The sequence below is a fragment of the Dyadobacter sp. BHUBP1 genome (genome assembly GCF_050587785.1).
Lineage (GTDB): Bacteria > Bacteroidota > Bacteroidia > Cytophagales > Spirosomataceae > Dyadobacter.
Genome location: NZ_JBOBIH010000007.1, coordinates 17913 through 32776 on the forward strand (window position 1 = coordinate 17913; position 14864 = coordinate 32776).

The 14864-nt window shown below is 49.8% G+C and carries 7 protein-coding genes; 3 read left to right on the forward strand and 4 right to left on the reverse strand.

The genetic code is table 11. The features are described 5' to 3' along the window. Positions 1-8: 8 nt before the first annotated feature. On the reverse strand, positions 9-809 hold the full coding sequence (locus tag ACQ4MZ_RS23840) for an SDR family oxidoreductase (RefSeq protein ID WP_430849261.1): 801 nt from the start codon (positions 807-809) through the stop codon (positions 9-11). Between the two features lie 284 nt (positions 810-1093). Here ACQ4MZ_RS23840 and ACQ4MZ_RS23845 point away from each other — a divergent pair, with 284 nt between their 5' ends. Together ACQ4MZ_RS23845 and ACQ4MZ_RS23850 are read left to right on the forward strand one after the other, a co-directional pair. Beyond that, the gene (locus ACQ4MZ_RS23845) at positions 1094-1618 is read left to right on the forward strand and encodes a TetR/AcrR family transcriptional regulator (protein ID WP_430849263.1); all 525 of its coding nucleotides are present in this window, start codon (positions 1094-1096) and stop codon (positions 1616-1618) included. Positions 1619-1642: 24 nt separating this feature from the next. Further along, positions 1643-2053 (forward strand): DUF1348 family protein, encoded by a 411-nt coding sequence (locus ACQ4MZ_RS23850; RefSeq protein WP_430849265.1) that lies wholly within the window; start codon positions 1643-1645, stop codon positions 2051-2053. A 184-nt stretch (positions 2054-2237) separates the two neighbouring features. Here ACQ4MZ_RS23850 and ACQ4MZ_RS23855 read toward each other — a convergent pair whose 3' ends face one another. Both ACQ4MZ_RS23855 and ACQ4MZ_RS23860 read right to left on the reverse strand, forming a co-directional pair. Next, a complete protein-coding gene (locus ACQ4MZ_RS23855) occupies positions 2238-2789 on the reverse strand; it encodes a DJ-1/PfpI family protein (RefSeq protein ID WP_430849267.1) in 552 nt (183 codons plus the stop codon). 341 nt (positions 2790-3130) lie between these two features. Then, complete coding sequence (locus ACQ4MZ_RS23860) at positions 3131-9310, reverse strand: T9SS type A sorting domain-containing protein (RefSeq protein WP_430849269.1); 6180 nt, start codon at positions 9308-9310, stop codon at positions 3131-3133. Positions 9311-9897: 587 nt separating this feature from the next. On the opposite strand from ACQ4MZ_RS23860, the gene ACQ4MZ_RS23865 reads away from it, so the two are divergent. Further along, positions 9898-13932 carry a response regulator gene (locus ACQ4MZ_RS23865; protein ID WP_430849271.1) on the forward strand — a complete coding sequence of 1345 codons (4035 nt, stop codon included), beginning with the start codon at positions 9898-9900 and terminating at the stop codon, positions 13930-13932. Between the two features lie 111 nt (positions 13933-14043). Here the strand turns inward: ACQ4MZ_RS23865 and ACQ4MZ_RS23870 are convergent, their stop codons facing one another. Then, a complete protein-coding gene (locus ACQ4MZ_RS23870) occupies positions 14044-14796 on the reverse strand; it encodes a helix-turn-helix domain-containing protein (protein WP_430849273.1) in 753 nt (250 codons plus the stop codon). Between the last annotated feature and the right edge of the window lie 68 nt (positions 14797-14864).

Sequence of the window (14864 nt, forward strand, 5' to 3'; positions counted from 1 at the left end):
GTTTTATTTTAGACAGCCGCTAACAATTGTTTGATCCCGTCGCGGAAAGCCTCGTCGCCCTCAGCCAGGCGCTTCGCATACCATTCTTTGGCATCCTCGCCGCAGACGTATCTTAATGTGTTGGTACCATCCGTAGCCGCGCCGTACACTACTTCGGCGATTTGTTCGGAAGTCGTCGCAGCTTTTTCGGGCGCCAGCATCCTCAAGAATTTGTTCGTCAATGCTTCATAGGCCGGATGCGCAGCAAAAACAGATTTCGCGCCGATTTCCGTCGCCACCAATCCAGGTTCTATGGTTTTAATCCCAATTCCAAACTCATTCAGCTCATAAGACAAACTCTCCGCCCAGCCTTCCAGCGCAAATTTACTGGCATCATACATCGAGCTTACCGGGAAAGCCATTAGCCCTGCCGATGAGCCGGTAGTGATAAAAAGTCCCGCTTTCCGTTCACGGAAATACGGAATAAAGGCCTGCGTCACCCGCACGACACCGAAAAAATTGGTTTCCATTTGTTGTACCAGCTGCTCGTCGGTCATCGCTTCCAATGCGCCGAACAATCCATATCCCGCATTGTTAAATACCACATCAACATCGCCCAAGGCCAGCGCCTGCTGCGTGGTTTCACGGATTTGCGCCGGGTTGGTCACATCGAGCGGCAACACGGTTATGTTATCCAGCGCGCTGAGTTCCGTTTCATTTTCAGGCCTGCGCATGGTCGCGATTACCTTCCAGCCTTTGGCCGCAAACAATTTGGCCGTAGCCCTCCCGATACCAGTCGATGCACCGGTAATAAAAATGGTTTTTGTCATCTGTCTCACTTGTTATTTTCGTAAGACAAATTTCCGCGATGCACGGCCGGCGCTTGTAGCGGATGTGGAAAATGTTGTAGCCAAAATGGGCTTGCGGAATACGACCGCCGGTTTCACCATCCAGCCTGCTTTGTAGCAAAGGAATCCTCCCGGAGGTACGGTTTGTTACGCTTTCTTGATCGTACCCAAAACTCCTCAGCGTGCGATCATATAATTAAAAAAACAACAGACAGACTTGTCTGTCCAATTTTAATGCCTACATTTGTATCACAACCACAACGAACATGAACTCACCGAAAGAAAGGATACTTGAGACAGCTTCGGGTTTGTTTCATCAGCAGGGCTACAATAGCACAGGTATTAATCAGATCATTAGTGAAGCCGCGGTGGCCAAAGCAAGTTTTTATAACCACTTTAAATCAAAGGATGATCTCTGCATTGCGTTCTTGAATGCAAGACATGAATATTGGTTTTCTGAACTGAACAGATTTTGTTCAAAATCAACAGGAATTAAGCAACGCTTTTTGGCTGCATTTAACTTCATTATTTACATGAATGAAAAGGAAGATTTCAGGGGGTGCAGTTTCCTGAATATTTTATCAGAAATATCGAAGGACCAGGGTCCGATACTTTCTGTTATACAGGCGCACAAGAACGACCTGAGAAATTTTTTCAAAAACGAAGATGTAAGTGAGTCCATATCCGACCATATATATTTATTATTTGAGAGTTCAATAATTGAAAGTCAGCTATTTAAATCAAATGAATTGGTCTATAAATCAAGAGAAATTGTAGATAGTCTAATATAAGTTTCACTTATAATTTATAAAAAAATGGAACAGAAACTTCCTTTGCCACCGTTCACATTGGAAACGGCGCTACAAAAGATCCAATTGGCAGAAGATGCCTGGAACAGCCAAAACCCGGAAAGGGTATCGATGGCTTACACGGTTGACAGCGAGTGGCGGAATAGAAATGTATTTGTTACCGGGCGGGACGAAATTGTGAAATTTCTAACCAAAAAATGGGAAAAAGAACTGGACTATAAACTCAAAAAAGAATATTGGGCCCATACCGACAACAGAATTGCAGTTAGGTTTGAATATGAGTACAGGGACAAAGAAGGCAAATGGTTCAGGGCTTACGGTAATGAAAACTGGGAATTTGATGAAAATGGCCTGATGGCAAAACGATATGCAAGTATCAACGATCTCGAAATCAACGAGGCAGACAGGCATATATAATCAAATTGTTCGCGCGGTCTGAGAGGCTCCGGATAGTTAAGCAGAAACGTTTCCTCCGTCGCTAAATTCGACGGAGGAAACTACACCGCAAAGATGAAAAACACTTTTAAATTGATCAGTCAAACATGGCAGGGCGATTAAAACAACAGACTGCCTTTTCCGGACGACTACTTTTCAACGACTTTCAATTCTTGAGACAAGTGAATACTTCTCGATAGAAGTCGGGGTGTGATTGCCAGGTTTGCCCAGTTACCACATTTCCATCACGGACGGCCTGCTGAGTGCAATAGGTACCACCACCCATTTCAATTTCGGTACGTACATGTTCATATGCGGTCAGCTTTCGGTTTTTGGCCAAGCCGGCTGTAACCAGAATCTGGATACCATGACAAATAGCAAAGATCCATTTACCCTGCCGGTCAAACTCGCGGACAATTTCCAACAGCTTTATATGATTGCGCAAATATTCCGGGGCCCGACCACCTAGCAGCAGGATAGCGTCATAATCATCAACTACGACCTCTTCAATGGTAAGATTTGATTCGCGACCGTAGCCAGGCCGCTCTACATATGTATCCCAACCGACTTCAAAATCGTGGATCACCAAGTTAAGTCGGCGCTTGCTGGGCGCAGCAATCACGGCAATATCGCCCTCTTCCTCAAAGCGGTGAACTGCATAAAGGGTTTCGTAACTTTCGCCGCCATCGCCTGTGACGATCAAAATTTTGCGATTCATAACGTAAATTATATAAAAGCTAGAGTGTTATTTAAGTCATTTGTGACTAATAGCCCAAAGTCAGAAGCAAGCTCATTTTACCCGGATGTAAACTCGATCGATCATGACCTCATCAGTGCGATCATCGGGAGGTTATGTTCCTTGATTGAATAATAAATCTTATCGATCAACGGCTTCTGGTTCTCGAACGAGATCGATTAATAGGCAGGCGGTGCAAGAGGCATTGTAGCATTCTAACCCTCGAATACGCGCTGGGCGCCCTGGATTCAACGATCCGTTATAAAAAAACAGGACCCGAAATTCGGATCCTGTTTCTGTTTCGCGTCATATAGAATAGCCCGTTATTTCACCACAAAGGTCTTGCTGTGCGCCTGGCCGTTTTCATACACCACACGAAGAACATACACGCCCGAACGCAGGCTGCGAATGTCTACGGTGTTACCCGATTGACTTGTGTTCAACACCTGGATGCCGGATACATCGAAGATCGACAGCTTGTACGCGCCGGCTTGCGGCAGGCTAAGCGTTAACCTTCCATCCACTGCCGGGTTGGGATACACAGACAATGCACCTTTGGCTCCGTCGAATTGCAATGCAGCAACTGAGCTGTACATGAACTTGCCGTCGAAATCAATCTGTTTCAGGCGGTAGTAGTTAGTACCTGCCAACGGCGATGCGTCTTTGAAATCGTAAGACAATGCGCCTTTGCTGTTACCCCCTTCGGTCTGGTTCTCAACGAAACCGATCGCCGTCCAGTCGCGTGCATTTGAGCTGCGCTGAATCTCGAAACCTTTGTTGTTCACTTCCTCGGTAGTGGCCCAGGCAAGGTTAGCGATGCCGCCTTCTTTCGCTGCCTTGAAGTAAGTGAGCGTTACAGGCAGAGCCGATTCGGCGGTGGTCGATACGTACACGAATGACGAGAACGAAGTAATGTTATGGAATTCCACGTAGTTCACGCCGTCTTCCACGCCACTTGCGTCAGGCGTTAGCTGTACCGCTTTGGATGCATCGAGTACACCCGAACCATACACATTCGCGATCACCTCTTCGGCAGTTCCTTCATACTTGAACCAAGCGTTCACCTGGGCGCCCGGAAGCTGCGTAGCCGCCATCTCGGTGGCGCTGTAATAGATGCGCACTTTCGCGCCAGTAACTGTCGTGGCCGAGCCGTTAGTCACCGTGGTAATGCGCGGCATGAGACTGGTCGTTCTGGCAGCGTCCGAGTAGGTTACGCCCTCAGGAGTGATTTTCACCGTGAGGTTGTTCAGCACGTCGGCAGCCACACCTGAGGTAGCGAACAGCTTCAGCGAATTGTCGGTGCTGTTGCGGAAATAGGTCCAAGCGCCGGTACCGCAGTTGTCGTTGTACTCGGTGGTTTCCTCGACCACTGTCGGCAGGTAAACCGTGCCGGTCGTGACAGGCGTCACCTTACCGAAAGTGAAGTAGCTCGCGCCGTTCGGGAAGCTGTGGGTAGCTTCATAGTCAGTGCCGTTCACAGTCAGCGGAACAGCTGTAACGTTAGACGAGAATGCCGCATCGGACGCGAACAGGATCACATACCCTGCGCAGGCGTCATTAGCCAGCGTAGTCGTACCTACGGATGCCTGCGGGAAACGGATCAGCGTTTCGCCGGTTACGTTGGTATTCTGCACTTTCCAGATACGGTTCATGCGGCGGGCATTGTTGACGCTGCCCTCGTACTCGAATGCCGTGTACGTGCCGGCCGTGTTGGTCATGGCCTGGGTATTGCCATTGTCACCCCAGATCAGGAACTGGCCGTCAGCCAACTGGCTGGTATTGGCATCATTCGTTGCTGCAATGCCACCGAGGCCGATAATTACCTGATTGTTCGTGTTGGTGTGCTGGTTGCGGCTCTGCTTTTGATGCAATGCCGAACGGAAGTCGTTACCGATACCTGCCACGTTGTTGTGGTAAGCAGCGTTGGCGGTAGCATCCCATACAACAGCATCCGTCGATGTGGTGTAATTGGTACCCGCAGCCAGCGTTACGCCGTATTTGATGGCAAGATAGCTATCTACTTTATTGCGGTCTGTCGCAGATACAGCCCCTGCGCCATAGATGATCAACTCACCGATGTTGCCTACAAAACCACCATCATCACCTGCCGTAACATCGCCGGCGTTAGAACCGAATATATGCCCGCCGGTTACTTCGCCAATGGCACCATGTACATAAGGAGTACCTGCCGCGCCACCGTTGAGGGCCTTAGCTACCGAAACGTCTTTAAACGTATGGTACATAATGCTCGGGCTGGTTGTCGAGAAGTTCGGGTTTCCACCACCTATATTGCCATTGAGCAGCAATGAACCGGTATTGTTTCTTCTGGCAATTGCACTATTGGCATACAGGCCTGGTTGATCCCAGTTCGTGCCGTTGAACGTGGTGTTGTTCATACCAACGTTGAAGAACCGGCCACCGCTCAGGCCCTCTTTTGTTGCGGTAAAAATGTCGAAATCAAGCGAGCTGAGCGTTCTTTCAGTGATGTTACCCAATTTCTGGTCCGTAGCGGTAAAATTAATGCCAGGGTTGAAGTTGAAGTAATCAGCTGCGCCCACTTTGAACTTAGGCATGTTCGACTCGCCCAATTGTGTAGAGATCACACCGCCATTAAAATCGGCCCACTCAGATGCATCCGTTCCATCGCCTAGCGACTCTACATTGTAGTCAGCTCTGTACCAATGTGTAAGCTTATTAGTAACCCCTCCCGGGCCTTGCACAAAGGCTGCGAAAGTAAAATAGCTGCCGTTCGCAAGTGTTACGTCGGCATAAGCATATTCTTTACCGCCAATGGTTACAGTAGAAGACATTTCCGTAACTGCATCCGACAAATCGATCACATCATCGCTACTCTGAACCAGTTTCAGGTTGGCATACCCTTTCGCCCAGGCTACGCGAACGGTCCCTACCGATGCGGTATTCTGAACTTTCCAAATAGCAGAGAAACGGTTGTAAGGTAGACCTGCAATTGTCCCAAATGCAACTACGGGCGCTTTTGCCAGGCCATTGTCGCCCCAAACCAGGAACTGCTGGTCATTGAGCATGGTCGCGTTGCTTGCATTATCATCGGCCAGGCCGGTGGTGCTGACCAATACCTCCTTAGACGTATTGATACTCCACGATTGCTTCTGGTTCAATGAACCCTGGTCATCTCTGGCAATACCTGCAATGTTCTTGTTATAACCGGTATTGACCGTCTGGTCCCAGAATGTGGTAGTGCCATTGGCAGCGATGTAATTGTGTGGTAAAGTAATACCATACTTGATCGCCACGTAGCTGCGCACGCGTTGTTTCTCGGGCTCGGTCAGATCGCGCTCGTAGGCGATCGCCTCCCCTATCAAACCGTTTCTCACCTCTCCCTGGGCTCCCAATACACTACCATTATTGTGCAGCGAGTTTCCTGCCGTGAAATTGGTATTAACCGTGTTGGTTGTACCATTCTGACCATACTTGATACCGCCCGACCCGATTGTAAAAGATACGTCGTTAAGGTAGAGTTTGTTGGATTGTACTGTCGTGCCTGGATTGGAATACGGGTACAGGATCGGGTTGGCACCCAAAGTCGTATACACCGGATTGTTGGCCTGTGTGAGACCAGACCCCGTTGTGGTACCTCCAAAACCGATAATGTCTGCATAACCGCTCACCGAACGGTTGACAAACGCGGTAAACAAAGTACTGGCGGTACCATTGGCTGTATATGGCTTACCGGTCGGCAGCACCATAAAGCGTGCGTCTGACCCGGTTGTTCCAAAATCTACTGCCGGGTTGAAGTTGTACAGCTTGCTGGCTACAAACGGCTGGCGGTCATTGTTCGTCTGGGTGTAGTTGTTGGCATTACCCGACAAATCTGCCCATTCCTGGGGCGCAAATCCTGCATCCGAACGCAGCCATACGCGCAGGTTCAATGCGACCCCGCCCGGTCCGTTCAATTGTGTGGCAAATGTGAAGTACTGTCCATCAGCCAGGGTGACGTCCGCGTAGTTGTAGCTTACGCCGTTCAATGAAACCGTGTTGGAGGTCATTAATGTAGACGATCCCACGGAAGCAAAAGTAGGGTCATTTCCTTGAACCAATGTCAGGTTGGCCAACCCTGCCGGCCAAGCTACCCTTACCGTTCCGACACCCGAAGTATTCTGTACTTTCCATACGGAAGCAAACCGGAAGTTGACCCCGGAAACGCCGCTGATCGCTACCGCAGGTACTTTCCCAAGACCGTTATCACCCCAAACGAGCGACTGACCGTTAGCCAGGGCATTGCTATTTGATGCATTGCTGGCGGCCAAGCCCGTTGTGCCTATCACAACCTGGCTTCCGGTGTTGATACTCTGCGACTGCTTTTGAACCAAAGCGCTGCCCTCGTCGCTGGCAATACCTGCTATGTTTTTATTGTAACCTGTATTGGTCGTCTGGTTCCAGAGAATTGTGGTACCATCGCTGGCAATGTAATTGTGAGGCAGAGTAATACCATATTTAATGGCGGTGTAAGTTCTGACGCGTTGCTTTTCAGCCTCTGAAAGGTCTCTTTCATAAGCGATTACCTCACCGATCAAGCCGTTTCTGACTTCCGGCTGAGAGCCCAGGATACTTCCGTCGGCATGCCTGGCGTATCCGGCTGCGAACGTCTGCGTATTGGAACCTGTCGTACCATTCTGACCATATTTAATGCCGGCGGTTCCTACCGTGTAGGACACGTCATTCAAATATAATCTGTTAGCCACGACAGCCGGTAAAGCCGGAGACGCATCGGCATATGGATAGACCACTGCATTAACTCCCAATCGGGTGAACACCGGCAAGTTAGCATTAATCAGGTTCGCGGTTGTAGTGGTCGCGCCAAATCCAAGTATATCTGCGTATCCTCCGACTCCTCTATCCAGATTAATCGTGAAAACCGAGCTGTTGGTACCATTAGCCGAATAAGGCTTACCCTGCGGCACTACCATGAAACGAGCGTCACTGCCCGTAGTTCCGAAATCGATGACCGGGTTGAAGTTATAAGAGGCCGCAGCAGTAAACGGTTGACGATTGGCATTGCTCTGTGTATAATGGTTTGCGTTTCCGGAATGGTCCTGCCATTCAGCAGGTGTGAAACCGTTTTCTGATTTAAGCCAAACCCTCAGATCCGTGAAAACGCCACCTGGTGCAGCAACCTTGGCTGCAAACGTGAAGTACTGGCCGTTCCCCAGTGTCACGTCGGCGTAATTGTACACAACGCCGTTGATAGTAACCTCATTGGCGGCCATACCGGTTACAACGTCTGACGCATCTATCGAGGCATCCGCACTTTGGATCAGACTGAGATTCAAAAAACCCTTCTCCCACGCCACGCGCACGGTGCCCACGCTACCCGAGTTCTGAACCTTCCAAATAGACGCAAACCGGTGGCTGATGCCGCTGATTCCGGAAATGGCAACGTTCGGCGTTTTTGCCAGACCGTTATCACCCCAGACCACGAATTGTCCATTGTTGAGACCGGTGGCATTGCCTGCATTGCTGCCTGCCAGCGCCCCCGTTCCGATCAACACCTGACGCCCCGGATTGGTACTCCATGACTGCTTCTGGTGCAACGCACCATTGTCGTCACGACCGATACCCGCAATATCATTCTGAAAACCTGTGTTGGTCGAAGCGCTCCACACGACGTTCCCGGCGGAATTTTTATAATCGCGGGTTCCGTTGGCATAGGTAGTCCCGTATTTGATGGCCAGGTAAGTCTCGACACGGTCCATCTGGTCCGCAGTCAGTTTATCTTCGAACACCATCACCTCATTCAGCTGGCCGCTGAAAGCACCACAATTGTTATCGGCACCAATGCGGAAATCCCGGGCGCCGGTACTCAGATTGGCATTGTAAAGCTGGCTGCCGTTGTAATCGGTACGCGTACCGTTGAGCGACACTGTCGCGGCGGCGTAAGATGCATTCGTGCCAGCGCCGTTCTGCCAGCCCGAACCAGCTGTGAAGAACATGCCAGTCGTCACCCCAGAGTTGCCGATTCCCTGGTAACCAGGTCCACCGGTATAGAACAGGAGGTTCCTGTCGCTACCAAAAAAATGCAGGCCCGGATAATCCATCGACGCGTGAAACCCCGCGAAGCCGCTTTGTTTCAGTGTGTTCACATAACCGGCAGCATAAATACTCCCATTGGCCCTGTCAATCACATTTACGCCTGTACCTGCGGTGAATTGTAGAAAATCGTTGCTGCCATCGAATGTGACAGTAGGGTTAAAATTGGCCAACGCGGAGCTGTTGGAGAATACCGGCCGTGCACTGGCAGTGCTTTGAAGAAGGTTCCGGCCTGAACCCTGTGCCTCGTTCCATTGCTGGACCGTGGCGTTGTCGGATGCAGCGGTGGAGCCTGCATCTGAAAATACGGAGCCGGGCGCATCAGCCCGGTACCAGACCGCCGGAGCAACCCCTCCGGGCGTCTGCGCACGTGCGCCAAAGCACGTAAGCATCGCGGATGCAAGTGCAATGGCGGCAACTTGTACATTTCGTTTCATAAAATAGTTTTCATTCGTCAAAAAATGGTTCACACTTTGTTCCTGTTCTTTTATTTATTCATAGTCAGTACATTAAGGATTAATAAATTGGTTTAAGAATTTTTGGGCGTGGCGTAACTGCCCGGAAAGATGCAGTCCGACCCGTACGGGACGATATTCCCCCCGATCACGCTTCACTGGCATGGCTTCAACCTACGGGCCCGGAACCGTTTCGCCTTGCGTCAGGAAATGAAAATGACATAGTGTGGCATAGCGCAGCTATGATTTTCCCGGACCATATATCACAGGAACTGATTCTATTTGCGGAGGTCGTTTTGAAAATATTTCTACGACAAATGTCTCAACTTAATTCGATTGACACAGGTGAAAATCTTGGCTAAATGGGAGGCTTTTCTTGGCAGAAATGTAGCAGCTCAGCATTCTCTGGTTCAAATGCACGGATATTTAAGGCGAAATTTCGACAAATACCTCAGTCGCGGTGTACCAGTGTAGCGCAACGGTGACATTGGATTTGGTTGTATGCGTCGACAGATCGTAAGTTTGTAATAATTACAAAAGCCTTCTTCTCCACCAAGTACGCTTCTTCGATGACCAGTTACAAAAGTCTCCTGCTTAGCCTGATTACTATTTTTGCCTGCTTCGATACGAGAGCCCAGTCATTTAAAAACATTTTAGAAAAAGAAGAAGAGCCCATCAATGGCGTATTTGCCATTGCGCAGGGTAAAGACGGCCTGATGTGGTTTGGCACCCAGAACGGGCTGATCCGGTATGACACCCGCAGCCTGACCCGCTACCTGAAGGATCCCGCCGGAAAGCCAGTCTTTAGGGGCATTCAGGACATCATATCCGACTCACAAGGCCGCATCTGGGTAGGTACTGACTCGGAGTTGACACTGTATGATCCAAACACGGCCCATATCACCCATTTTAAACATGATTCGACCCGCGCTAATTCGCTGTCCCACGCGTGGGTCAACTGTGTAATGGAAGATAGCAAAAACCAAATTTGGGCAGGGACGCAGCATGGACTCACCCGCATTGTTACCCATAAGGGATCCGTCAACATATCGCGCCATCTGCAAAATGAATTCGAAGGCGCGTCACTTGAAATCAAATGCATAGCCGAAGGCAAAGACGGAACGCTCTGGCTCGGCTCGGCTAACGGACTAATCAGGATGCCGGTCAATGGTGACAAGCCGAAACTGTACCGAATGCCACCGTCTGCAGCCGAACCACTGCGGAACGAGTTTATGACTATTTTCATAAACAACAATGGCCCTGTCTGGCTTGGGAATGGCAACGGCGGACTGATCCGGTTCGACCCTGCGACAGAAGTTTTCAGCACCATCAGCAGTTTGAAAAATACAGCCGGTGGCCTGCCGGTTGTACGGGATATTATTTCGGACAGGCGCGGCAGGCTGCTGCTTGCTACCGACTCGGGCCTGGCGCATTTCAACCCGTCGACAGGGGAAGTGGATTGGTATGTGAACCAACCCGGTGACCCACATAGCCTGCCTGACAATTCGCTGTATGCTGCCTACCTAGACAACCACGGCGGGCTTTGGCTGGGAAGCTACTATGGTGGGATCTGCTACGTCCACCTCAACTCTCCCCGCTTCAAACGCTGGCCATTCGGCCCTGACGACCCCCGCGCCAGCTCATTCGTGAATGCCTGGATCGGAAAAAGCAAAACGAGTTGTATGTGGAGCATTTCGGACGATCTGCAAAAACTGCTGCTCTTTGACGCCGCAGGTAAAAAATCCGAGATGTTTCCCCTAAAACTAGACGCCAAAGCAGATTATTATGCATTTTACATCGATGAAAACGAAGTACTCTGGGCTGGCGGCGAAGCTGTGTTAACCAGTGTCGATTTCCGACGGGGTATTTACCGCCATTACCCCCTTCTGGTGCCGGGAGGGCCCGAACTAAAAAAAGGACGGACTTACGTGATCGCCGAGGACAGTTACGGGCATTTCTGGGTGGGAGGAGCTTATGGTTTGCTCTTGCTCGACAAAAAAAACGGCACCTTCACCAAGGCCGCAACGGTTAACTACGCGGCCTCTATTTTCGAGGATTCGCGCCGGAATATCTGGATCGGCGGAAGTGCCGGACTTTACCGGCTCAAGCCCGAGGCAGCCAAAATTCCTAAACTTGTCATCGAAAAAATCCGCTCAAATTCGGAGTTCTCCATTTCATGGCGTGTGAATGAGGACAAGTGGGGAACAATCTGGGCCGCAGGTCATACACAACTGCTAAGCTACAATCCTGAAAAGAACCAGTTTGAGCTGAATAACGACATTCCGCAAGAAGATGTATATGATGTGGTGCCCGACAGCAAGGGTTATCTCTGGATCAATGCGTCTACGAAATTATACCGCTACCATCCCAGGGAAAAGACGCTTCAATCGTACAGCTGGCAGGACGGCCTGCCTGCGAAAGGGACCTTGATGCAAGGCGCCGGCACGACCGACCGGAATGGCCATCTCTATTTCGTGACCGATAAAGGCATGTTCAGCTTCGATCCGGCCGCGATATCCATACCCAACCGCTCCGCCCCTATTGTTCTCAGTTCCTTAAAATTATTTAACAAAACAGTGCAGGCAGGTGACAGTACCGGTATTCTTCCGGTACCCGTCGGAAAATTAAAGGAAATCACCTTCCGGCATGACCAAAGCATTTTCACACTCGACTTCGCGCTGCTGGACTACATGAGATCGGACTTGAACCGCTATGCCTACAAAATAGACGGCATCGACCGGGACTGGAACTATGTCAAAACGCCATCGGCAACCTATACGAACCTCCCGCCAGGCAGCTACATCTTCCAGGTCAAGGCGGCTAATGGCGACGGTATCTGGACGAAAGAACCGCTTCAAGTTAAAATCAACATATTACCGCCTTGGTGGCGGACCTGGTGGGCATACCTGACCTATCTGCTGCTGGCTACCGGTGTCATATATACTATTGCCCGGTTCCTCTGGATCCGGAGCTCTTTCCGGAGAGAAAAGGCATTGAACCAGGTCAAACTCGATTTTTTCACCAACATTTCGCACGAAATCCGCACGCACCTTTCGCTGATCAGCGGGCCATTGGAAAAGGCCTACCAACAAGCCACGGAGGGCAAAAGCAACGAAAACTACCTCAGTTACGCACGTAATAGCTCCGACAGGCTCATGCTCCTGGTGAATGAACTGCTCGATTTCCGTAAAATCCAGAGTGGCGGTACACGCTTGCAAGTACGCGAGCATGACGTGGTGAAGATTATTAAAAGTGTGATCGCCGCATTCGAGCATATGGCTAAGGAAAAAGGGATCGAAACCGTGCTGATAGCCCCCGAAACGCCCGTTTTGCTGTGGTTTGACGTCGCCCAAATGCAGAAAGTGTTTTACAACCTGTTGGGCAACGCCTATAAATTTACCCACGAGGCCGGTCGCGTGGAAGTACGCATTACCGAGGTTTCCAACGAAGTAAAAATTACCGTAGAGGACAATGGGAAGGGGATGTCGCAGGAGCATTTACAAAAACTTTTCACCTATTACTACCAGGCAGATTCCGAAAAACCAGGCTACGGCATCGGGCTGGCCCTTTCGAAGGCAATCGTCGAGCAGCATCACGGCTACCTCACTGCCGAAAGCCGCCTGCATAGCAACCATGCGCTGAATGGAAATGCGACGAGCACCCGCAACGGTTCGCCGGGCGACGCCTCGCCGGGTGGCACCACGCTGACAATCCGGATGCTGCGGGACAACCGGCATTTCGCACCCGAGCAAATCACATCTAACGGATACGAATATACGAAAGAAATATTAACTGACGTGGTAGCCTTGCCAGCCGGTCACCACACCGCCAATGGAAAGCAGGTCAATACTATCCTGATCATTGAAGACAACGACCAGTTACGGGTATTTATCCGCGACCTCTTTGAAACCGATTTCAACATACTCGAAGCGGAGAATGGCGCACGTGGACTCGAACTGGCGAACGAACATTTGCCCGACATTGTACTGTCTGATGTGATGATGCCGGAAATGAACGGGCTTGAAGTGTGCAAACGGCTGAAAAGCAATATGGCCACGGCGCACATTCCCGTGGTATTGCTCACGGCCCGGACGCAGAACGAACACGTAATCGAAGGGCTCGAATCGCGCGCGGACGACTACCTGGCCAAACCATTCGATCCGCGGATTCTTGAATTGAAAGTCAACAACCTGATCCGCGTGCGGGACGAGCTGCGAGCGCGCTACCGGGAGCTCGCACTGGTGGACGGAGCTGCAAACAACATCGCCCGGGACGTGAACGAGGCATTTATCGCCCGACTCAGGGCCATGGTGAAAGATAACCTCTCGAACCCCGATTTCGGTGTGAATGAACTGGCTGCACATGCGGGCATGAGCGTATCGGTACTTTACCGGAAGTTACGGACACTGACGGACATGACCGTAAACGACTTCGTGAAGGCGGTCCGGCTCCATGAAGCCAGAAAATTGCTCGAATCGGGCGTTTACAATGTGGCGGAAGTAGCGATGATGATCGGTTACGACGACAGCAAGTATTTCAGTAAGGAGTTCAAGAAGACATTCGGGAAAAACCCGATCGAAATTAAGAAGCAGCTCCCTGGCTGATTACTAAATCAAATCAATCCTCCCGAAATCCGGGAGGCTGATCCTATTTACTCAACGTATACCGAAAAATCGGTTAAGATTCAGTGTGTACAGTGTAGGCTTATCGTATACCTATTTCGTACGTCGTTTTACGTCCGTAGGAGTCTTTCCGAAGAATTTCCGAAACTCTTTGCTAAAATACTTGCTATCCTCATATCCTATCGCTGCGGCGACCTCATTTACAGGATATATCCCCATTTCCAACATTTTCATCGCTCTTTTCATTCTGATCGCTTTAACAAAATCATTTACCGTTAAGCCAGTAATTAATCGGAGCTTACGATACAATACGGAAACGCTGATACCTATCTGAAATGCGATTTTATGGACTCCGAAATCCGCATCGGCAATATTCTCCAATACCAACTGTTCCAGTTTATCAAGAAACTGGTCGCTCACCTCTTTTGATTCAGTTGGTGTTGAAATTTCCTGCGCCAACTTGCTGCGCATGGCATCGCGCAGTCTGATCATGTTTTCGATTTTCAATCTCAACACATGACTATCGAACGGAAGTAAAATGTAGTCGTCTGCACCCGCTCGCAAAGCATCTATCTGCCTGGAAAGTGGCCCCAATAAAATAATTGATACATGCCTTGTATCTATGTCCGATTTCAGCTTTGAACAAATAGTCAGCCCGCCAAGCGAAGAACTTGATATATCGCACAAGACTAAATCGGGCCTCGTTTGTTTTGCCAATTCGAGGCCATATTCAGCACTATTACTTTCCAACACCTGGAAGTTATTCCTTAACACCTCTCTTCTCAAACCATACATATTGGTGCTGTTTCTAATAATCAAAACCAGCCTCCTGTCTTCCGAATTCATAAAATGTCCGAAGTGCGACAATTTTTACTAAATAAAAAATACTTGTTAAAGTACATGCGCAATTACGG